This is a genomic window from Nocardioides sp. (genome assembly GCF_031397825.1).
GTDB lineage: Bacteria > Actinomycetota > Actinomycetes > Propionibacteriales > Nocardioidaceae > Nocardioides.
The window spans coordinates 1-20,169 of record NZ_JANNML010000194.1 but is presented as its reverse complement, the minus strand read 5'-3'; the positions used below and the strand labels follow the sequence as shown (position 1 = coordinate 20,169).

At 71.0% G+C, this 20,169-nt stretch carries 25 protein-coding genes; 5 read left to right on the top strand and 20 right to left on the bottom strand.

The window, feature by feature from the left end; genetic code table 11:
• Nucleotides 1–3: 3 nt before the first annotated feature.
• Genes RMN98_RS16665 through clpS form a run of 7 tightly spaced genes read right to left on the bottom strand, consistent with a single transcriptional unit; the run spans nt 4 to nt 3,759 of the window.
• The gene (locus RMN98_RS16665) at nt 4–951 is read right to left on the bottom strand and encodes a cysteine synthase (protein ID WP_309649938.1); all 948 of its coding nucleotides are present in this window, start codon (nt 949–951) and stop codon (nt 4–6) included.
• A 46-nt stretch (nt 952–997) separates the two neighbouring features.
• A complete protein-coding gene (locus tag RMN98_RS16660; protein WP_309649937.1) occupies nt 998–1,552 on the bottom strand; it encodes an NYN domain-containing protein in 555 nt (184 codons plus the stop codon).
• 5 nt (nt 1,553–1,557) lie between these two features.
• Nucleotides 1,558–1,830 (bottom strand): MoaD/ThiS family protein, encoded by a 273-nt coding sequence (locus RMN98_RS16655; RefSeq protein WP_309649936.1) that lies wholly within the window; start codon nt 1,828–1,830, stop codon nt 1,558–1,560.
• A 23-nt stretch (nt 1,831–1,853) separates the two neighbouring features.
• Complete coding sequence (locus RMN98_RS16650; RefSeq protein WP_309649935.1) at nt 1,854–2,288, bottom strand: M67 family metallopeptidase; 435 nt, start codon at nt 2,286–2,288, stop codon at nt 1,854–1,856.
• Nucleotides 2,289–2,331: 43 nt separating this feature from the next.
• On the bottom strand, nt 2,332–2,832 hold the full coding sequence (locus RMN98_RS16645; protein ID WP_309649934.1) for a hypothetical protein: 501 nt from the start codon (nt 2,830–2,832) through the stop codon (nt 2,332–2,334).
• A gap of 28 nt (nt 2,833–2,860) precedes the next feature.
• A complete protein-coding gene (locus tag RMN98_RS16640; protein WP_309649933.1) occupies nt 2,861–3,445 on the bottom strand; it encodes a DUF2017 domain-containing protein in 585 nt (194 codons plus the stop codon).
• A 5-nt stretch (nt 3,446–3,450) separates the two neighbouring features.
• On the bottom strand, nt 3,451–3,759 hold the full coding sequence (clpS, locus tag RMN98_RS16635; protein WP_309649932.1) for an ATP-dependent Clp protease adapter ClpS: 309 nt from the start codon (nt 3,757–3,759) through the stop codon (nt 3,451–3,453).
• A gap of 68 nt (nt 3,760–3,827) precedes the next feature.
• Here clpS and RMN98_RS16630 point away from each other — a divergent pair, with 68 nt between their 5' ends.
• Nucleotides 3,828–4,604 carry an enoyl-CoA hydratase-related protein gene (locus RMN98_RS16630; RefSeq protein WP_309649931.1) on the top strand — a complete coding sequence of 259 codons (777 nt, stop codon included), beginning with the start codon at nt 3,828–3,830 and terminating at the stop codon, nt 4,602–4,604.
• Nucleotides 4,605–4,625: 21 nt separating this feature from the next.
• On the opposite strand, the gene RMN98_RS16625 is transcribed toward RMN98_RS16630, so the two are convergent.
• Nucleotides 4,626–6,509, bottom strand: coding sequence for a 5'-nucleotidase C-terminal domain-containing protein (locus tag RMN98_RS16625; RefSeq protein ID WP_309649930.1), 1,884 nt, complete (start codon nt 6,507–6,509; stop codon nt 4,626–4,628).
• A gap of 113 nt (nt 6,510–6,622) precedes the next feature.
• Entirely contained in the window at nt 6,623–7,153 is a 531-nt protein-coding gene (locus RMN98_RS16620; RefSeq protein ID WP_309649929.1) for a DUF1697 domain-containing protein, read from the bottom strand.
• Nucleotides 7,154–7,217: 64 nt separating this feature from the next.
• Here RMN98_RS16620 and RMN98_RS16615 point away from each other — a divergent pair, with 64 nt between their 5' ends.
• Nucleotides 7,218–7,871: a TetR/AcrR family transcriptional regulator gene (locus RMN98_RS16615; protein WP_309649928.1), complete on the top strand. Its 654-nt coding sequence runs from the start codon at nt 7,218–7,220 to the stop codon at nt 7,869–7,871.
• Nucleotides 7,872–7,881: 10 nt separating this feature from the next.
• Here the strand turns inward: RMN98_RS16615 and RMN98_RS16610 are convergent, their stop codons facing one another.
• Together RMN98_RS16610 and RMN98_RS16605 are read right to left on the bottom strand one after the other, a co-directional pair.
• Nucleotides 7,882–8,718: an SDR family oxidoreductase gene (locus RMN98_RS16610; RefSeq protein ID WP_309649927.1), complete on the bottom strand. Its 837-nt coding sequence runs from the start codon at nt 8,716–8,718 to the stop codon at nt 7,882–7,884.
• Complete coding sequence (locus tag RMN98_RS16605) at nt 8,715–10,085, bottom strand: cytochrome P450 (RefSeq protein WP_309649926.1); 1,371 nt, start codon at nt 10,083–10,085, stop codon at nt 8,715–8,717. The genes RMN98_RS16610 and RMN98_RS16605 overlap by 4 nt, the downstream gene beginning before the upstream one ends.
• 76 nt (nt 10,086–10,161) lie before the next feature.
• Here RMN98_RS16605 and RMN98_RS16600 point away from each other — a divergent pair, with 76 nt between their 5' ends.
• Nucleotides 10,162–10,803, top strand: coding sequence for a TetR/AcrR family transcriptional regulator (locus RMN98_RS16600; RefSeq protein ID WP_309649925.1), 642 nt, complete (start codon nt 10,162–10,164; stop codon nt 10,801–10,803).
• A gap of 87 nt (nt 10,804–10,890) precedes the next feature.
• Here RMN98_RS16600 and RMN98_RS16595 read toward each other — a convergent pair whose 3' ends face one another.
• Together RMN98_RS16595 and hppD are read right to left on the bottom strand one after the other, a co-directional pair.
• On the bottom strand, nt 10,891–11,547 hold the full coding sequence (locus RMN98_RS16595) for a hypothetical protein (protein ID WP_309649924.1): 657 nt from the start codon (nt 11,545–11,547) through the stop codon (nt 10,891–10,893).
• 86 nt (nt 11,548–11,633) lie between these two features.
• The gene (gene hppD / locus RMN98_RS16590; protein ID WP_309649923.1) at nt 11,634–12,851 is read right to left on the bottom strand and encodes a 4-hydroxyphenylpyruvate dioxygenase; all 1,218 of its coding nucleotides are present in this window, start codon (nt 12,849–12,851) and stop codon (nt 11,634–11,636) included.
• Between the two features lie 9 nt (nt 12,852–12,860).
• On the opposite strand from hppD, the gene RMN98_RS16585 reads away from it, so the two are divergent.
• A complete protein-coding gene (locus RMN98_RS16585; protein WP_397209886.1) occupies nt 12,861–13,409 on the top strand; it encodes an Lrp/AsnC family transcriptional regulator in 549 nt (182 codons plus the stop codon).
• Here the strand turns inward: RMN98_RS16585 and RMN98_RS16580 are convergent.
• The 5 genes from RMN98_RS16580 to RMN98_RS16560 all read right to left on the bottom strand — a co-directional run bounded on the left by RMN98_RS16580 (nt 13,406) and on the right by RMN98_RS16560 (nt 17,312).
• A complete protein-coding gene (locus tag RMN98_RS16580) occupies nt 13,406–14,041 on the bottom strand; it encodes a helix-turn-helix domain-containing protein (RefSeq protein ID WP_309649921.1) in 636 nt (211 codons plus the stop codon). The genes RMN98_RS16585 and RMN98_RS16580 overlap by 4 nt on opposite strands.
• Before the next feature lie 10 nt (nt 14,042–14,051).
• A complete protein-coding gene (locus RMN98_RS16575) occupies nt 14,052–15,725 on the bottom strand; it encodes a DEAD/DEAH box helicase (RefSeq protein WP_397209897.1) in 1,674 nt (557 codons plus the stop codon).
• A gap of 149 nt (nt 15,726–15,874) precedes the next feature.
• A complete protein-coding gene (locus RMN98_RS16570) occupies nt 15,875–16,123 on the bottom strand; it encodes a DUF3039 domain-containing protein (RefSeq protein ID WP_309649939.1) in 249 nt (82 codons plus the stop codon).
• A 59-nt stretch (nt 16,124–16,182) separates the two neighbouring features.
• Nucleotides 16,183–16,740, bottom strand: coding sequence for a YqgE/AlgH family protein (locus RMN98_RS16565; RefSeq protein ID WP_309649920.1), 558 nt, complete (start codon nt 16,738–16,740; stop codon nt 16,183–16,185).
• A 44-nt stretch (nt 16,741–16,784) separates the two neighbouring features.
• A complete protein-coding gene (locus tag RMN98_RS16560; protein ID WP_309649919.1) occupies nt 16,785–17,312 on the bottom strand; it encodes a hypothetical protein in 528 nt (175 codons plus the stop codon).
• A 140-nt stretch (nt 17,313–17,452) separates the two neighbouring features.
• On the opposite strand from RMN98_RS16560, the gene RMN98_RS16555 reads away from it, so the two are divergent.
• Nucleotides 17,453–18,160, top strand: coding sequence for a TetR/AcrR family transcriptional regulator (locus RMN98_RS16555; protein ID WP_309649918.1), 708 nt, complete (start codon nt 17,453–17,455; stop codon nt 18,158–18,160).
• Between the two features lie 3 nt (nt 18,161–18,163).
• Here the strand turns inward: RMN98_RS16555 and RMN98_RS16550 are convergent, their stop codons facing one another.
• Both RMN98_RS16550 and RMN98_RS16545 read right to left on the bottom strand, forming a co-directional pair.
• Complete coding sequence (locus RMN98_RS16550) at nt 18,164–19,174, bottom strand: DUF3048 domain-containing protein (protein ID WP_309649917.1); 1,011 nt, start codon at nt 19,172–19,174, stop codon at nt 18,164–18,166.
• Nucleotides 19,175–19,291: 117 nt separating this feature from the next.
• Nucleotides 19,292–20,053, bottom strand: a complete 762-nt coding sequence (locus RMN98_RS16545) for a 3-oxoacyl-ACP reductase FabG (RefSeq protein ID WP_309649916.1) — start codon at nt 20,051–20,053, stop codon at nt 19,292–19,294.
• Nucleotides 20,054–20,169: the final 116 nt, after the last annotated feature.

Here is a 20,169-nt window from a genome sequence, read left to right as displayed (position 1 = left end):
CGGTCAGGCCCAGAGCTGGCCCTCGAGGCGGTCCTCGGCCTCGTCGATGGTGCCTTCGTAGGCGCCGGTGGAGAGGTACTTCCAGCCGCCGTCGCAGACGATGAAGGCGATGTCGGCGGACTCGCCGGCCTTGACGGCCTTGGCGGCCTGACCGAGCGCCGCGTGGAGGATGGCGCCGGTGGAGATGCCGGCGAAGATGCCCTCGAGCTCGAGGAGCTCGCGGACACGGCGGACGGCGTCGCGCGGACCGACGGAGAAGCGCGAATCGATGAGCGAGGCGTCGTAGAGCTCGGGGACGAAGCCCTCGTCGAGGTTGCGCAGGCCGTAGACGAGCTCGCCGTAGCGGGGCTCGGCAGCGACGATCCTGACCTCCGGCTTGGCCACGCGGAAGTAGCGGCTGACACCCATGAGCGTGCCGGTGGTGCCGAGACCGGCGACGAAGTGGGTGATGCCGGGCAGATCGGCGAGCAGCTCGGGGCCGGTGCCCTGCTCGTGGGAGAGGGCATTGGCAGCGTTGCCGTACTGGTAGAGCATCACCCAGTCGGGGTGCTCGGAGGCGACCTGCTTGGCGACCCGCACCGCCTCGTTGGAGCCGCCGGCGGCAGGCGAGGAGATGATCTCGGCGCCCCACATGCGCAGCAGCTGACGGCGCTCCTCGGAGGTGTTCTCCGGCATGACGCAGACGATCCGGTAGCCCTTGAGCTTGGCGGCCATCGCCAGCGAGATGCCGGTGTTGCCGGAGGTCGGCTCGAGGATCGTGCAGCCGGGGCGCAGCGTGCCGTCCTTCTCCGCCTCCTCGATCATCTTCAGCGCCGGGCGGTCCTTGATCGAGCCGGTGGGGTTGCGGTCCTCGAGCTTGGCCCACAGCCGCACGTCGGGGCTCGGCGACAGCCGCGGGAGCCCGATGAGCGGCGTGTTGCCGACCGAGGCCAGCAGGTTGTCGTAGCGCATGGTTATCAGGATGCCATTCGGTCGGGAGGGGCCAGCCGGAGCCGGCTCAGCGCAGGTAGCGCTCGGGGTCGAAGTCGTCGAGGTCGATGATGCGCACGCGCGGCAACGGGACGTTGAAGGCGCGGACGTCGTCCTCGAGGTCGTGGATCTTGATGTCCAGGTCGCTGAACTGGATGCTGACGTATTCGTGGAGACCGACGATGCCGATGCGTCGCTCGGTCCCGAGCAGCCGCTCCATGTGGGGCGCGAAGTCGGCGTCGTGGCTGACCAGCATCACGTCGTCGTCGTGGCCGATCAGCGCGTCGAGCGTGCGCTGGATGCCGACGTCGACGACCTTCTCGTCGCTGCGTCCGGCGAGCGGGATCGGGCGGTAGTCCATGGCCAGCAGGGCCTGGATGAAGCTGCTGGGCAGCTGGCCGTTGGAGGCGTTGAGGAAGAACAGCCCGACGACGGGCTGTCCCCAGATCGCCTCGGCGTACTGGGTCACGCGCTCCCAGCGCGGGCGCTCCTCGGGCAGCGGACGTCGCCCGAGGAGGGAGTTGCCGAGCGTGGCGTCGATGTTCTCGCCGTCGACGAGGACGAACGTACGCCGGCCCGACATGGGGATCAGCCCCCGGCGACGGCGGGGAGGACGACGACCTCGTCGCCGTCGGCGAGGGGGGCCTCGAGACCGCCGATGAAGCGGACGTCCTCGTCGTTGATGTAGACGTTGACGAACCGTCGCAGGTCGCCGTCCTGGATGAGGCGCTCCCTGATGCCGGGGTGGCTGGCCTCGAGGTCGTCGATCAGGGCGCTCAGGCTCGCGCCGTCACCGTGGACGGCCTTCTCGCCGCCGGTGTAGGTGCGCAGGATGGTCGGGATCCGGACCTCGATGGCCATGTGTGAAACTCCTCGGTCGATGCTCAGTCGGTGCTCAGCTGGGCGACGACGGTGACCTGTTCCTCGGTCACCACGCCGTCGATGATTCTGTAGGACCTGAACTCCACAGGGCCCTCGTTATTCCCGTGCTCACGTGTGCTGACCAGCACGTAGTGCGCGTTGGGCTCCTGCGCGAGGCCGATGTCGGTGCGGCTCGGGTAGGCCTCGGTGGCCGTGTGGGAGTGGTAGATCACGACGGGTTCCTCGTCGTTCGCATCCATCTGCTTGTAGAGCTGGAGCAGGTCGGTGGAGTCGAACTCGTAGAACGTCGGGCTGCCCGCCGCGTTGACCATCTCGACCAGCCGCTGCGGCCGGTCACTGCCCTCGGGCCCGGCGACGATGCCGCAGGCCTCGTCGGGGTGGTCGCGCTTGGCGTGCGCGACGATGCCGTCGTAGGTCGCCTGGTCGATGGTCAGCACGGCTCCAGCCTAGGGCGTCGGCGCGCAGCGGCTCCGAGCGGTCTCAGCCGTTCTTCTTCTTCGCGCAGTCGAAGGAGGCGACGACCTGGACCGTCTCGCCCTCGACGTTGAACGCCTCGGCGTCGATCTCGGCGACCTTGCCGTCGGGGCGGATGTCGAGCCCGGTCGCCTTCCCCGGCTGGGTCGCGAAGACCTGCTTGCCGTCGTAGAAGTTGACCGACGGCGGGAAGTCCTCGCCCTCGGCGTAGGCCGTCACGGTCACCTTGCCGTCGGCCGTGAGGTAGACCGCACTCGGGCCGGACTCCTCGCCGCGCACGGTCGCCTTGCCCTCCCAGGAGGCCTCGACGGCGCCGGTCACGGACACGGTGGCGCGACAGCCGCGCTCCTCTCCCGGGACCTGTGTCTCCTCCTCCGCGGGGGCGTCGGGCGCCTGCGAGGCGGCGTCGCCGGCAGGGGCGTCGCTCTCGGAGGAGTCGTCACCGCTGCACGCGGTGAGGGCCGCGGTCAGGGCCAGAGCGGTGAGCAGCAGTCGTGGGGAGCGCATGGCGCCGAGTCAATCATCCGGTGGCGCCTCAGCGGCTGAGGGCCCCGACGATCGTCTCCTGGAGGTAGCCGACCCACTCGTAGATGTCGTGGGCCTGGGAACGGGGGTCCTCGTCGGGCAGGGACGCCCAGAAGGCCTCGTCGCCGTCCTCGATCTCGAGGCGCGTCGCCAGCGCGAGCCGCAGGTCGGTGAAGGAGCGCATCCAGGTCACGGCCGTGGGCTCGTCGAGCTCGACGTCGATCATCAGCCCGTCCTCGGTGAGCTGCTCAGGCAATCCGGCCTCCTCGAGGGTGTCGATGATCGTGATGGCGGCGGCAGCCTTGCCGTCACGCAGACCGCCCTCGGTGAACCGACGGAACTCCGACGCGGCCTCGTCGTCGTTGGGGTAGGCGGTGGGGAACAACCGGGCGAGGACCGGGTCCTCCGGCTCCGTCGTCGGCCCGGAGAAGTCCATCATCGCCTCGAACGGGTCCTGGTCCTCGCGCGGGACGGCCGCCTCGTTGCGCAGCAGCTCGACCAGCTGGGAGGCCAGGCTCCGCAGCAGGTCGGCCTCGAAGCCGGTGAAGTTGGCGATGATGCGCTTGCTGCGCCGGTGTCGTGCGAAGCCGCTCAACCCGCTCAGTCCGCCTTCTGGAGCGTCGCCCACAGGCCGTACTCGTGCATGGCCTGCACGTCGCGCTCCATCTCCTCGCGCGACCCGGTGCTGACCACGGAGCGGCCGTCCTCGTGAACCTCCATCATCAGCTTCTCGGCCTTCTTCTTGGCGTAGCCGAAGTGGGTCTGGAAGACGTAGGTGACGTAGGACATCAGGTTGACGGGGTCGTTCCAGACGATGGTCACCCAGGGCGTGGCCAGGACCGTGACCTCGTCGGGGACGAGGTCCTTCTCGGTGTCTGGCTCGACCTCGACGGGACTAGGAGCGGACACGGCTCCATGGTGGCACATCGTCACGCGCGTCCCACGACTCTCCCCGGGCACGCCGGTAGCCTGCCCGCATGACCGACCCGGAGCTCGACGTACGGCTCGAGGGTGGCGCCCTGTGGCTCACCCTCAACCGGCCCGAGGTGTTCAACGCGCTCAGCCCGCAGATGGCCGTCGACATCGCCCGGCTCGCCGAGGAGGCGGTCGCGCGCGACGAGGTCCGCGTCGTGGTGCTGACCGGGACCGGCGCGGCCTTCAGCACCGGCGCCGACATCTCCGGGGCCGACGCCCACGAGAACTTCGACGTGCGCGCGCTCGACGCGGCCAACCGGATCATCCGGGCCATCGTGGCGCTCGACAAGCCGGTCGTGGCTGCCGTCAACGGCGTCGCGGCCGGCGTCGGCTGCTCGGCCGCGCTCGCGGCCGACATCGTCGTCGCCGCCGAGTCGGCCAGCTTCCTGCTGGCCTTCGCCCGGATCGGGCTGATGCCCGACGGCGGGGCGTCGGCGACCGTCGCTGCCTCCATCGGGCGCGCGCGGGCGATGCGCATGGGCCTGCTGGCGGAGCCGCTCACCGCGCAGGAGGCGTACGACGCCGGCCTGGTCACCCACGTCGTCCCGGACGCCGACTTCGCCACCGCCGTGGACAAAGTCGTGGGCCGGCTCGCGGCCGGGCCGCCGCTCGCCTTCGCGGCCACCAAGCGGGCGATCAACGCAGCCACCCTGCACCAGCTCGAGGACGCCCTGGAGCGCGAACGCGCCGGACAGAGCCTGTTGCTGCGGACCGCCGACGTCGCCGAGGGCATGCGTGCCTTCGGCGAGCGCCGGCGGCCCGTCTTCACGGGCGAGTGACGCGCGGGGGCACCGCGACGATCAGGAGACCGTGATCGGCTGACCACCCGACACCAGGCGCCAGTCGACCGACGCGAACTGCGCGGGGTCGATGGTGCCGTTGGCGAGAACCCAGTCGATGAGCAGCTGACGGATCTCGTTCTGCCGGTTGTAGACGACCGGGGCCGTCGACACGGCCGGGAAGCCGCCACCGCCCGACTGGCGGTAGTTGTTGACCGCCAGCACGAACTGCTGCGCGTCTGTCACCGGGACGCCGTCGTAGGCGAGGTCCTTGATCCGCGACCCCGCCTGCTGCGACACGTCGATGTCGTAGGTCAGCGGGGCGTCGAGCCCGGCCACGGAGTCGAAGTTGAAGTCGGGCGTGCCTCTCGGGGCGGTCGGGGTCACGGCGTTGGTCAGGTCGGAGATCGCGAAGGGCCCGGTGCCGCTGACCTGCTTGAAGTAGCGCGCGGAGAACTCCAGGTAGCTGCGGATCTCGGCGCCGCTGACCCGCACCCCGAGCAGCGTGTTGTCGAAGACGTAGAGCCCCGCGACGTCGCGGATGGTCACCTCCCCCTCCGGGAAGGACGCCTTCCGGTTGAAGGGGGCGGCGATCGAGAGCACGGGCAGTGCGGCGTCGGCACCGGTGAGGTCGGCCTTGACCGCGCCGGCCTGCACGTAGTTGATGAAGTCGATGATGGGGACGTCCTCGACGACCGCACGGGCGGCCGACAGCGCGACCGCCGAGGTGCCGACCACGGAGTTGACGTAGCCCACGACCGTGTCGTGCTGCTCACGCACGGCCGACGCCACCTGCGGGTCCTCGGCGACGGTGTTGGAGTTGAGGCTCTGGCCCGTGGCGCTCACGAGCCTCCACCGGCCGCCCCGCCCGCGACCCCTGCCACGACCTCCGCCGCGACGCTCCTCGACGACGAGGTCCATCACCGCGAGCCGGTTGCCCCAGAAGTAGGGCTCCACCAGCAGCACGTCCTGGCCGGTCCTCTCGTTGCGCACGTAGCGCTGGGCGATCTCCTGGTGGGCGTGGCCGACGAGGATCGCGTCGATGCCGGGCACCTGGGCCGCCACGAGCGACGCGGCGTTCTCCGGGAACGGCAACGCGTCGCCGTACGACGAGGAGGTGTCGGCGCCCGAGTGGGCAGCGACCACGACGAGGTCGCAGCCGCGCTTCCTCATCTCCGGCACGAACCTCCGTGCCTGCTCGACCAGTCCGGGGAACTCCATGCGTCCCTCGACGTTGGCCTTGTCCCAGATCGCGATGCCGGGGTTGGTCAGCCCCAGGACGCCCACGGTGAGCCTGCTGCCGCCGGCGACCTTGTAGGTCTTGACGACGTAGGGCGGGAACACCGGTCGCTTGGTCGCCGGGTCGACGACGTTCGCCCCGAGCAGCGGGAAGTCCAGCTGCGACTCGAAGGTGCGCAGGGTGTCGATGCCGTAGTTGAACTCGTGGTTGCCGAGCGCGGCCGCGTCGTAGCCGACGAGGTTCATCGCGGTCGCCATCGGGTGCGTGGCGCCCTGCGTGATCGGGTCGATCTTGGCGTAGTAGTAGGCCAGCGGGGTGCCCTGGATCGTGTCGCCGGCATCGATCATCAGCAGCGGCTGACCGGCACGCTGGCGGCGCAGCGCCTTGACCAGGGTCTGGACCTTGGCGATGCCGATGTCGTCGTGGGCGGCGTTGTCGAACTCCGCGTTCTTGAAGTAGTCCCAGTTGAAGACGTTGCCGTGCAGGTCGGTCGTGCCGAGCACGGTGAGCGTGACCCGCCGGGCCGCCCCGTGCCCGCCACCTCCCGTCCCGGCGTACGACGGAGCGGCGGTCCAGCCGGCGGAGGCGAGCGCGGCGGTCCCCGTCAGGACGCTGCGGCGGCTGGTCGAGCCGGTGCTGGTGGGGGCAGGGGTGGGTGAGGTCATCGAACATCCCGAGTAGTCGACGTGGAGGTGGGCAAGGTCGCGCCCGCCCCAGTTCTATCCCCCCACCCCCACACGGGTCGAGCGATGACACGCAGAGTTCACTCAGCCGGCGATCAGCACCACTTCTGCACCAGCGCCCGCAGGACCGTGAGGTTGCGGTTGGTGGCCACCCCGAGGTGCTTCTCGACGACGGCGTTGCTCAGCGCGGCCTCGTGATAGCTCTCCCCCAGCACGAGGTGCACGCCGCGGCCCGCGACGTGCACGCGCTCGCCCGGGGTGGAGAGCGCCTCGAGGGCGGCGGCGGCCGAGGCCTCCGGCTCGTCCTTGAGCAGGGAGACGTAGTGGCGACCGGCGTGGTCGGGAGCCAGCCTCGCCGCCTCGTCGACGACCGCCCGGAGCTCGGCCGGGGTGAGGACGATCGTGGGCACCGCGAAGCCGCGGTCGGCGAGGTAGGACTGCTCCAGCGCCGCCTCGATCCGCACCCGTGAGCGCATCGCGGTCCCGAGACGCACGTTGCCGGTGTTGATGTGGGTCGCGACCCCGGTGAATCCGGCTGCCTCGGTCGCCGCGGCGATGGCCTCCTGGGGGAACTTCCGCTTCGCGCCGAGGTTGATCGCCCGGAGGAAGGCCACGTAGGTCGCCATGTCCTCGATGATGCCCCCGACGGCACCGACGGCACAGCGTCGCCACGCGGTCTACGCTCGGTGCATGTCGACCGAGCCCGACGGCCGCTCCTCCCGCTGGGACGCCCACCGCGAGGAGCGTCGCGCCGACCTGATCGCGGCCGCCGTCCGCGCCATCGACGAGCAGGGCCCCGAGGTCAACATGACCGACATCGCGGCCACGGCCGGGGTCAGCAAGCCGGTGCTCTACCGCTACTTCGCCGACAAGGACGAGCTGCACGCGGCGGTCGGCCAATGGGGTGCCGACGAGGTGCTGGCCGGCGTGGTGCCGGCCCTGCTGGTCGACGCGCCCGTGCGCACCCGCATCGAGGCCGCCGTCGACGCCTACCTGCGCGTGATCGAGGAGCACCCCCAGGTCTTCTTCCTGCTGGTGCGGCACCGGGCCAGCGGCGCCGCAGGGTCGGGCGACCCCCTGGCCGACGGCAAGGCGCGCATCGCCGCGACGCTGAGCCGCTTCCTCGCCGAGACGATGCGCGGCCTGGGGGTCGACCCCGGCGGCGCCGAGCCGTGGGCGCAGGGCATCGTCGGGCTCGGCCTGGCCACCGGCGAGTGGTGGCTGGAGAAGCACACGATGCCGCGCGCCGCGATCAGCGGCTACCTCAGCGCCTTCATCTGGCACTCCCTCGAGGGACCGGCCACGGAGCTCGGCGTGCCCTTGTCTGCACTCGACGTGTCCTGACCGACGGGCGTCAGGCCGACCCGCGCACCCGTGCCTCGTAGGCCGCCCGGGCGCCCTGGTCGGCCTCGGCCAGCGCGGAGTCGGCCTTGAACGCGTGGGCGATGGCCTCCTGGGCACCGCGCGGGAGCAGCTGGCTGACCCTGGTCAGGCCCTGGGACCAGCGCGGCACCCAGAGCTCCGGCTTGGGCTTGCGCACGGCCTGCTCGATGACCTTGGCGACGTCGTCGGCGGTGACGGGACGGACCCCGCGCGTGGCCGGGACGCCGGCGGAGAGCTCGGTGAGCACGACGGTCGGCAGCACGACGGTCACATCGATCCCGTGCGGACGCAGCTCGGCGCGGGTGGCCTCGCTGAAGCCCACGGCGGCGAACTTCGAGGCGGAGTACGTCGCCCCGTCTGCCAGCGCCAGCCGCCCGACGGCCGAGGCGACGTTGACCACGTGGCCGCTGCCGCGCTCGATCATGCCCGGCACGACCGCCTTGGTGCCGTTGATGACCCCGTGCAGGTTGATGTCGACGATGCGGCGGGTCACCGCGTCGGGCTCCTTGAGCACCGAGCCGAGCGGCATGATCCCGGCGTTGTTGACCAGCACGTCGATCGGTCCGGCCTCGGCGGTCTCGGCGAGGAAGTCCTGCCACGACGCCGGGTCCGTCACGTCGAGCCGGGCCGCGGTGACGCGGTCGTCGTAGGTGTCGGCGACCTGCTGGGCCAGGGCGAGGTCGAGGTCGCCGATGACCACCGTGGCCCCCTGGCGGGCGAAGCGGTCGACGGTGGCGCGACCGATGCCTCGGGCGCCGCCGGTCACGACGAGGGTGAGGGAGGAGAGGTCGACGGGCGTGCGCTTCATGCGGAGGTCCTTGCGTGGTAGGGGTGCAGCTCGACCGGGAGGCCGTCCGCGGGGAACGGCAACGAGTGGTAGTCGAGGGGGGCGCGGTAGTCGGGGTCGATGCGCCACTCGAAGCGGCGCAGCAGCTGGTGCAGGATCAGCGAGACCTCCGCGCCGGCGAAGGCCATCCCGAGGCACTTGTGCACCCCGCCGCCGAACGGCTCCCAGGCGTAGCGGTGCGACTTGTCCTCGCGGCGGTCGGCGGCGAATCGCTCCGGGTCGAAGCGGTCGGGGTCGGTCCAGAGCTCGGGCAGGTGGTGCGAGAGGTGCACCATCACCGCCGTGAGCCGGCCCTTCGGCACGCGGACGCCGAGGACCTCGGTGTCCTTGACCGTGCGCCGCGCGAGGGCCGGCACCGGCGGCACCAGCCGCAGGCTCTCCTTGATCACCAGGTCGAGGGAGGTCAGCGACTCCAGCTCGGCGAAGGTCGGGTGCTCGGGCAGAGCCAACGACTCCTCGCGACAGCGCTGCTGCCACTCGGGGTGCTGGCCCAGGTGCTGCAGGGCCGTGGTGACCGTGATCGTCGAGGTGTCGTGGGCGGCCATCAGCAGGAAGATCATGTGGTTGACGACGTCGTCGTCGCTGAAGGTGTCGCCGTCGTCGGTGCGCAGGTGGCACAGCACCGAGAAGAGATCGCTGCCCTCGGTCGCCCGCTTGGCGGGCAGGTGGCGGCGCAGGAAGTCCTCGAGGAGCCTGCGGCCGCGGTGGGCCCGGCGCCAGCGGGTGCCCGGGAGGTCCAGCCGGACCAGCGCCCCGCCTGCCTGGACGCAGGCGATGAACGCGTCGTTGAGCGCGTCGAGCTCGGCGTCGTCGGCCAGGTCGGCGCCCCCCATGAAGATCTGGGTCGCGAGGTCGAGCGTCAGCTCCTTCAGCGCCGGGTAGGCGAGGAAGGGCTCCCGGCCGTCCGCCAGGCCCTGCGCCTGCCAGGCGTCCAGACCACGGCCGATCGCCGGCGCCAGCTGCTCGACGTACCCCTCGATGCGGGGGCGCGTGAACGCCTGCTGGAGGAGGAGCCGGTGGCGGTGGTGCTCGGCGAAGTCGAGCAGCATCAGGCCGCGATCGAAGAAGGGCCCGACCAGGAAGCCCCAGCCAGGTCCGTTGGCGAAGGCCTTGTCGGCGTTGCGCAGTGCGGCCTCGCAGGCGTCCGGTCCGGTGAGGATGGTCCAGGTGAGACCCATCATCCGTCGCTCCACGACCGGGCCCACCGCGTGCTGGTGGCGCATGAAGCCGAGCGGGTCGGCGACGTAGTCGAGGGTGTGCCCGACCAGGGGGATCCGCGTGAGCGGGACCCTTGCCAGGAGCTTCTGGACGGTCGGGGGTCGGAGCACGACACCACCTCGAGGCTTCGCTGGACATCTGACAGGGACGTCTGTCAGTTTTGTCCCGAACGAGAAGGGGTGTCAAGTGGTCCAGCCAGATCAGCAGGATCAGCCCGGCCGGTCCTACGGCGGGCGCAGCAAGGCCGAGCGCGCCGCCGAGCGTCGCGAGCGGCTCGTCGCCGCCACCATCACGCTGCTGGGCACCCTGGGCGAGGCGCGCACCACGATGACGGCCGTCTGCGCGGAGGCCGGGCTGACCGAGCGCTACTTCTACGAGAGCTTCCGGGGGCGCGACGAGGCGCTCACGGCCGCGCTGGGCGCGGTGTCCACCGAGATCGCGGACGCGGCGCTGGCCGCGGTCCGGGCCAGCGACGGCTCACCTCAGGACCGCGTGCGTGCGGCGCTCGGAGCGGTCGTCGACGTGCTGTCCACGACCCCCGCCAAGGGCCGCGTCCTCACCCGGGAGTCCAGCGCCAACGCCGCGCTGCGCGAGCGCCGGCAGGCGTTGGTCGGCTGGTTCGCCGACGTCGTGGCGACCCAGTCCTCCAGCCTGTTCGGCGACCAGGCGTGGAGCGGCGCGAGGGCGGGCCACCACGCGATGGTCTTCGTGGCCGGCTATGCCGAGCTGGTCGGCTCCTGGCTCGACGGGGACGTCGCGCTCGACCGGGACCAGGTCGTCGACCTGGGCGCGGACCTGCTGGCGGCCGTCGTACGCCGTCCGACCTGAGGGCCTGCGAGGCCGGGCAGGTCCGGACGTGGAACGACGCCGCCCTGGAGGAGCAGGACGGCGTCGTTCGCGGAGGGAGCAGTCAGATCAGCTGGGGACCTTGACCGTGATCTTGGCGACGCCGACCAGGAGCTGGTCGGTCACCGCGTCGGTCCCGAACGTGTCGTTGAGCAGGCCGGCGGCCACGTCGGAGATGAAGACCTTGGTGCCCTCGAGGATGGCGGTGTCGCCCTCGGTCTGCAGGTCCTTGAGCGTGCTGCCGTTGAGGCGGAACAGGTAGGCAGCGGTGGCCGCGACGTCGCCGTTGACGACCACGTCGCCGTAGACGCGGGAGACGCCCGGGTCGACGTTGAAGTTGCGCAGCTCGACGGTCGTGCCGCCGGCCTTCAGCGACAGGCCCGAGGACTCGTGCTGGATCTGGCCGACGACGTAGTTGGGGACCTCGCCGGGCGTGAAGACCGAGACGTTGCCGCCGGTGATCGGGAAGATCAGCGAGCCGTCGGTCAGCTTGGCGCTGCCGAGGACGCCCGGGGTGAGCTTCAGGGAGGTGAGCGCGTCGGTGAAGCCGGTGTCCAGCTTGATGGCCGTGGTCTCGCCACCCTTGAGGTCGACGATCTCGGCGACGGGGGTCGGAGCGTTGCCACTGCCGGCCTCGTCCTCACCGCAGGCGGCGAGGGGGGCGGCCAGGAGCAGGAGACCCGCGATCCCGGCGATGGTCTTGCGGCTGGGCTTGTGGGTGCGCATGGTGTTTCCAATCGGTGGGGAGAATGTGCCTGGTCTTCGGCACCAGGGGCCTACCGGATTGGAAGCGTGGTCCAGACCACACGCCCCTACAGGTTGCCGCGCGCGTCCTGCTCGCGCTCGATCGCCTCGAAGAGCGCCTTGAAGTTGCCCTTGCCGAAGCCGAGCGAGCCGTGCCGCTCGATGAACTCGAAGAAGACCGTGGGGCGGTCACCCATGGGCTTGGTGAAGATCTGCAGGAGGTAGCCGTCCTCGTCGCGGTCGACCAGGATCTTGCGCTTCTTGAGCTCCTCGATCGGCACCCGGACCTCGCCGATGCGCGCGCGCAGCTCGGCGTCGTCGTAGTAGGAGTCGGGGGTGTCGAGGAACTCGATGCCGTTGTCGCGCAGGATGTCGACCGAGCGCAGGATGTCGTTGGTCGCCAGGGCGATGTGCTGGCAGCCGGCTCCGGCGTAGAACTCGAGGTACTCGTCGATCTGCGACTTCTTCTTCGCGACCGCCGGCTCGTTGAGGGGGAACTTCACGCGGTGGTTGCCGCTGGCCACGACCTTCGACATGAGCGCGGAGTAGTCGGTGGCGATGTCGTCGCCGATGAACTCCGCCATGTTCGTGAAGCCCATGACCTTGTTGTAGAACGTCACCCACTCGTCCATGTGGCCGATCTCGACGTTGCCGACGCAGTGGTCGACAGCCTGGAAGAGCCGCTTCGGGTGGCCCTCGCGGCGCGACACGGTCGTGGTCCGGGCGACGTAGCCGGGCAGGTAGGGGCCGGTGTAGCGGCTGCGGTCGACGAGCGTGTGCCGGGTCTCGCCGTAGGTCGCGATGGCGGCGATGCGCACGGTGCCGTGCTCGTCGGTCTCGTCGTGCGGCTCCTCGAGGATCGTGGCACCGACGGAGCGGGCGTGGTCGATGCAGCGATCGACGTCGGGCACCTCCAGGGCCAGGTCGACGACACCGTCGCCGTGGCGGCGGTGGTGCTCGAGGACGGGGCTGTCGGGGGTCACTGCGCCGGTGAAGACGAACCGGGCGCTGCCCGAGCGCAGCACGAACGACTTCGAGTCGCGCGTGCCGGTCTCCGGGCCGCGGTAGGCCTCGAGCTCCATCCCCAGCGCGAGCTGGTAGAAGGTCGCGGTCTGCGTGGCGTTGCCCACGACGAAGCAGACCGCGTCCATCGCGGTCACCGGGAAGACATCGGCGCTGGCGTCGTACTCCACGAGGCCGACCAGCTCCTTGAGCTGCTCGAGGGTGAGGTCGGCCTTGAGCTCGTCGGCGGTCAGGGCGCCGCCGGTCGATTGCGTCGTCGTCATGGCGCCAGCGTGTCGGCACACGACACTCTGTGCAACACTGCGGCAGAACCTTGGACAACCTGTCCAGTGACGGAGGTCCGCGTGGACGATCTCGATCGCAGAGTGATCGACCTCTTCGCCGACGAGCCCCGCATCGGGGTCCTCGAGGCCTCGCGCCGCCTCGGCGTCGCCCGCGGCACGGTGCAGGCCCGCCTCGACAAGCTCAGCTCGTCGGGCGTCATCACCGGCTGGGGCCCGGACCTGTCCCCCGAGGCGTTGGGCTATCCCGTCACCGGGTTCCTGACCCTCGAGATCCGCCAGGACGCCGGCGACGCGATCACCCACGAGGGCGCGCACGACGCGGTGGGGCGTCACCTCGCCGCGATCGCCGAGGTGCTGGAGGCGCACACCATCACCGGCTCGGGTGACATGTGGGTGCGCGTCGTCGCCCGCTCCAACGCCGACCTCCAGCGGGTGATCGACCGGGTGCTCGACGACGAGCGGGTCGAGCGCTGCTCGACGGTCATCGCCCTCGCCGAGCAGGTGCCGTTCCGCACGCTGCCGCTGGCGCGGGCCTAGCCGAGTCGCTCGGCGATCTCCGCTGCCGCGGCCGCGACGCGGGGGCCGAGCACGGCGGCGTCCAGGTCGCCCAACGTCACCACGCCGACGCTCGCCTCAAGGCCGCCGACCCCCAGCACCGGCGCCGCCAGCCCGCGCGCGCCCGCCTGGAGCTCCCCGGAGGTCACGACGTACGGCGCCGGGTCGACCTCGCGCCCCAGCAGGATCGCCTTGCCGGCGGCACCGCTCGTGAGGGGGTGACGGGACCCGACCCGATAGCTCACGTGGAAGTCCGTCCACGACGGCTCGACCACCGCGAGCGCCAAGGCCTCCTCGCCCTCGGTGACCGTCAGGTGGGCCGTGCAGCCGACCGCCTCCGCGAGCTCACGCAGCACCGGCACCGCGACGTCGCGCACCAGCGGGTGGACGGCCGAGGCGAGGTGCAGCAGGCCGAGGCCGACGTGCAGACGACCGCGGGCGTCGCGGCGCAGGAACGCGTGCTGCTCGAGGGTGGTGACGAGCCGGTAGACCACGGTGCGGTTGACCTCCAGCCGCCCCGAGAGCTCGGTGATCGTCAGCCCTCCGGGTGACGCCGCGAGCACCTCGAGCACGCGCAGGCCCCGGTCGAGGGTCTGCGACGTCTCGGTGGGCATGCCCGCGAGTCTAGGAGGACTTGCGGGCGGCCCACTCGCGGATGCGGTCGATGCGCAGGTGCAGCTGCTCGGCGTTGGCCACCGCCGCCGCCGGTCCGCCGCACTCCTTGCGCAGGGCGGCATGGGTGATCCCGTGGGCCTTGCCGGTGCGGTGGTGCCAGGCGGCGACCAACCCGTTGAGCTCGCGGCGCAGCACCGCGAGCTGCTCGTGCGTGGAGACCTCGGCGATGGTGTCCGGCTCGGGCGTGGCGCTCTTCTGCTTCTTGGCGCGGTCGCTCTGACGCTGCTGGAGCAGCTCGCGCATCTGGCCCGGCTCGAGCAGGCCGGGGATGCCGAGGAAGTCCATCTCCTCGTCGGACCCGACGTGGACCTCGCCGGCGTGGCCGAACTCACCGCCGTCGTAGAGGACCCGGTCGAAGCGCGCCTCGGAGCCGAGCGCCTCGAAGGGCAGGCCCTCGTCGTCGCCCTCGCTCTGGGTGGCCTCGGCGGCCGCCATCAGCTCCTTCTCGGCGGCGAAGATGTCGCCCTCGTCGCTGACCTTGCGCCCCAGCACGTGGTCGCGCTCGACCTCCATCTCGGAGGCGAAGCCGAGCAGGGCCGGCACCGACGGCACGAACACCGAGGCGCTCTCGCCGCGGGAGCGCGCCCGGACGAAACGACCCACGGCCTGGGCGAAGAACAACGGCGTCGAGGTGGTCGTCGCGTAGACACCGACGGCGAGGCGTGGCACGTCGACACCCTCGGAGACCATCCGGACCGCGACCATCCACCGCGCCTGGCTGGTGGAGAACTCCGAGATCTTCTTCGACGCCGCCTTCTCGTCGGAGAGCACCACGACCGGCGCCTCGCCGCTGATGCGCCGCAGGACCTTCGCATAGGCGCGCGCGGACTCCTGGTCGGTGCAGATGACCAGCCCCCCGGCGTCCGGCACGTGGCGTCGTACTTCGGAGAGCCGGCGGTCGGCGGCCTCGAGGACCGAGGGGATCCAGGAACCCGCCGGGTCGAGCGCGGTCCGCAGCGCCTGGGAGGTCAGGTCCTTGGTGAGCGGCTCGCCGAGCCGCGCGACGATCTCGTCGCCGGCGCGCGTGCGCCACTGCATCTCGCCGGAGTAGGCCAGGAAGAGCACCGGTCGGACGACGTGGTCGGCCAGCGCCTGGGCGTAGCCGTAGGTGTAGTCGGCGACCGAGCGCGGGACGCCGTCGTCGCCGGGCGCGTAGGTGACGAACGGGATCGGGTTGACGTCGGAGCGGAACGGCGTGCCGGTCAGCGCCACGCGCCGGGCGGCGGGCTGGAAGGCCTCGCGCACGCCCTCACCCCAGGAGAGGGCGTCACCGGCGTGGTGCACCTCGTCGAGGATGACCAGGGTCTTGAAGCGCTCCGTGCGGATGCGCATCGCGAGGGGGTTGACCGCGACCCCGGCGTAGGTGACCGCGACGCCGAGGAAGTCGCTGGAGATCTTGCCCTTGCCGGCGGAGTACGTCGGGTCGATGGGGATGCCCGCCTTGGCAGCTGCCTCCGCCCACTGGAGCTTGAGGTGCTCGGTCGGGGCGACCACGACGATCCGGTCGACGATCCGGCGACCGATCAGCTCCGCCGCCAGGGACAGCGCGAAGGTCGTCTTGCCGGCGCCGGGCGTGGCCACCGCGAGGTAGTCGCGTGGCATCCGGGTGAGGTAGTCGCGCATCGCAGCGGTCTGCCACGCGCGCAGCGAGGGCGCCGTGCCCCAGGCCGCGCGGTCCGGCCAGGCAGGCGTGAGCCCGGGGGCGAGGCCGGCGTCGAGGCCGGTGGCGGGACCGATCGGGGGCGAGGCGGCGGCAGACTGGTCGCCGCCGGTCACTCCTTGTCGTCCTTGAGGTTCTCCCAGACGTCCTTGCAGTCAGGACACACGGGGAACTTCTCCGGCGCACGACTGGGGACCCAGACCTTGCCGCAGAGCGCGACGACGGGGGTGCCCATCACCATCGCCTCGGTGAGCTTCTCCTTCTCGACGAAGTGCGAGAAGCGCTCGTGGTCACCCTCGTCGGTCGGGACCGTGCGACGGTCCTGCTCGACGCCTGCGTCCGTGGTGGTCGAGAAGCCGATGGTGGTCACGGCTCCAACTCTACGACGACATCGGGTCCCGGGTCAGATCGACTCCCGCGTCAGTTGAGGTCGGGATCCGCCGGACGCGTCGAGTGCCACGCCAGGTCGCCCGGCTGGCGGCGCAGGACGTCACGCCACAGGTCGCTGGGGTCCTCGCGGAAGATGTCGTCGGCCTGCGCAGGCACGACGTACCAGCTGCCCTCCTCGATCTCGCCGGCGAGCTGGTCGGCACCCCAGCCGGCGTATCCGGCGAAGATCCGCATCTCCGCCACGCTGCCCTCGAGGAGCTCGACCGGGGTGTCGAGATCGACCAGGCCAAGCTGGCCGGTCACCTCCCGGAACCCCACCGGCGCGGACGTGGACGCCCGCAGCAGGGCGACGGCGAGGGCACCCTCGGTGCCGACCGGACCGCCCTGGAAGAGCACCTCGGGCTCGGCCACGACATCGCGCCAGGGCTCGAGCACCTCGGCCACCGGCAGCCCCGAGGGGCGGTTCAGGACCACGCCCAGGGCTCCGGTGTCGTCGACGTCGAGCATCAGCACGACGGTCGCCGCGAAGGTGGGGTCCAGCAGGGCAGGCGTGGCCACGAGCAGCATCCCTGCCTGCACGTCGGTCACCTCGCCATCATGCACCAGGCCCGGCTGTCGCGAGCCGCCGACCGTCAGGCCGCGACGACCGCCTTGAGCCGCTCGAGGAGGCTCGGGCGCGCGGGGTGCAGGACGACGGCAGGCGCTCCGCGGTGACGCAGCCGGGCCGCCTCCTCGAGGTGGGCGCCGACACCGGCGGAGGTGGGGTCGTCGACGCTGGAGCGACCGGCCATCACGGCCAGCATCATGTGCTCCTTGCCGGTCGCCTTCGTCATGGCGGCAGCCATGGCGTCGTCGAGGGGCTCTGCGCGGTGGCGGTCGAGGACCAGGCGGATGCCGGGCAGCGTGTCGGCGGTCTCGCCCCAGGCGCGCTCGATGGCGTCGTCCAGGTCCATCGGCTGGTCGGTGAGCACGCGCTCGATGGCACCGGCCAGGCGGGTGTGCCACTTCAGCTGGAGGGCGGCGAGCAGGGTGAGCTCGTCGCCGAAGGCCTCGGTGACACCCTCGAGGTCCATCGGGAGGATGCCGTCCCGGCGCGCGTCGACGGTGGCGGTGACGAGGCGGAGGATCTCGCCCCGGTTGTGAAAGGTCGTCCAGGTCATGGTCAGGCCTCTTCCGTGTGTCTGCGGCACTCACATACTGCGAGTACGTACCTAGGGTATGGAGCCGACCGTCGGTATTCCAAGCGCACGGCGGGTGATCCTGACCACCAGTGCCAGGGGTCACACCTATGCTTCGTCCAATGAGCAAGTCCTCGGTCTCCAAGCTCGTCCCCAAGGTGCCCACCGTCCCCGGTGCCAGCAGGCGCGCCGCCTACTCCGCCTCCACCAAGCGCGCCCTGATCGACGTCGCCGAGCAGCTGTTCACCGACCACGGCTACGCCGCGGCGTCGCTGGACCAGATCGTCGCGGGCGCGCAGGTCACCAAGGGCGCGCTCTACCACCACTTCAGCGGCAAGCAGGCGCTCTTCGAGGCGGTCTTCGAGCGCGTCGAGAGCGACGCCTCGAAAGCGGTCAAGAAGGCGCTCAAGGGCCACCGGGCCGACCCGTGGGAGAAGGCCCTGGCCGGGTTGCGCGCGTTCCTCGAGGTGGTCCAGGAGCCGCGCTACCGGCGGATCGTGATCCAGGAGGGACCCGCGGTCCTCGGCTACGAGCGCTACCGCGAGCAGGAGGAGCGCTCGACGTTCGCCAACGTCCTCGAGATCGTCAAGTCGGTGCTCACGGCCGGCGACTGGGAGCTCGACGAGGAGATGCAGCAGACCTTCGCGCGGATCTTCTTCGGGGCGATGTCGTCCGCCGGCGAGGCCGTCTCCAGCGCCGACGACCCGATCGCGGCCGCCGTGCGTGTGGAGACCGCGATCGGCTTCATCCTCTCGGGCTTCCAGGTGCTCGTGGAGAACGACGTCACCTTGCCCAACGCCTTCGCCGAGGGTGACGCAGCGACGCCCTAGGAGTCACCTCGCGAACGTGACGTCCCCGCCGTCGCGCGGCACCAGCTCGATCCAGACCCGGCCGGCCGGCACGGTGAGCGGACCGGCGTGTGTCGACAGCTCGATCGGGGCCTTCAAGGAGCTCTTGGACCAGGTGCCTCGCACGAGGCGCCCGTCGTGGAAGAGCATCGCGTCGCCCTTGCCCTCGAAGATCGTCTCCGGCACCGGGTTGCCGGCCGGGTCGGTGTAGCCCGCGTCGCCGACCTCGACCCTCAGCGCGAGCACGGTGTCGGCCGGGAATCGGTCGCCCTCGGCGGCGAAGGAGTTGTCGTTGACGTAGCCGCCGTCACGGAACGACCAGGTGGTCGTGTGACCGCCGGAGAAGCTGGCGGAGATCTCGGTGGCCGGCTGGCCGGAGGGCAGGTCCTGCGGGTCGCCCCAGGGCAGGTAGTCCTGCGGGCGCTCGGCGCCCTGCTCGATCAGGGAGGCGGTGTCGGCGAGGTTGGTGAAGAGGTTGTACGGCGCCGATCGGCTGCTCTCGCGGTAGAAGCCCTTGGCCCCCTCGGCGAAGAACGTGATGCCGGCGTCCTTGATGCGGTTGATCGTGACGGGCGCAGCGCCGCTGGTGACCATCGCGGCCCCGACCGGGCTGACGATGCCGATGTCGCTCGCGCGCATCGACCGCACGGGGCCGACGTCACCGGGGACCTGCGAGTAGTAGAAGGCCGCCAGGCGGGTCACCCCGCCCTCGACGAGCTCCTCCACGACCAGGTCGGCCTCGCCGAGCCCGACCTGGGGGGCGCTGGACGGCGTGTTGTCCATCTTGAGCACGAGCACCGGGTGCTTCTGCTCGGCCTTCTTGCCGTCGGCGACCTCGAGGCCGGTCAGGGGCCAGGTCTGGGGCACCTCGGCAGCGGCCGCGCTGGCCTGCGCCTCGGGGGTGTCGCTCGCGGGACTCTTCTCGTCGCCTCCGCACGCGGCGAGGACGAGGCTCCCGGTGACGAGGACGGTGGCGAGCAGGCGGGTTGAGCGCACGGTGGAACTCCCTACGTGTAGCAATTCACTCGACTTCAAGTGTGCGGGCCCCGAGGTTCCCTCACGGGGATCTCGGGGCCCGGCGTGGCGTCGCGTGTCGTGGTGGGTCGTGCTGGGTCAGCCGAGCTTGGCGCCGCCGTCGACGTAGAGCGTCTGACCGGTGATGTAGGACGCCTCGTCGCTGCAGAGGAACGCAGCCGCAGCGGCGATGTCCTCGGGGAAGCCGACACGGCGTACGGGGTTGGCCTCGGCGTTGAGCTTGCGGAACTCCTCGACGTCCATCTTGAGGCGGGCCGCGGTCGCGTCGGTCATCTCCGTGGCGATGAAGCCGGGGGCGATGGCGTTGGCGTTGATGCCGAACGGGCCGAGCTCGATCCCGAGCGTGCGGGTGAAGCCCTGCACGCCCATCTTGGCGGCCGAGTAGTTGGCCTGGCCGCGGTTGCCGAGCGCGGAGACGCTCGAGAGGTTGAGGATCTTGCCGTACTTCTGCTCGACGAAGTGCTTCTGGGCGGCCCGGGACATCAGGAACGCGCCACGCAGGTGCACGTTCATCACCAGGTCCCAGTCCTCGTCGGTCATCTTGAAGAGCAGGTTGTCGCGGGTGACGCCGGCGTTGTTGACCAGCACGTGGATGCCGCCGAGCTCCTCGACGACGCGCGCCACGGCGGCCTCGACGGCCTCGGTCTTGGTGACGTCGGCGCCGACGCCGATGTGCTTGGCGTCGCCAGGCAGCTTCGTGGCGGCCTCGGCCGCGGTGGCCTCGTCGAGGTCGACGATCGCGACCGACGCGCCCTCCTCGGCGAACCGGGTGGCACACCCGAAGCCGATGCCCTGCGCTGCGCCGGTGACTACTACTACGCGTCCGTCGTACCTACCCATGAGCGTTCACTCTAGGAGGGCACGCAGTCGGGCGGCGTACTGCCCCTGCTCCTCGGCGTCGGCGTACTTCGTGCGTGGCCAGAAGAACCCGCGCAGCCCGTCGCCCTTGGTGCGCG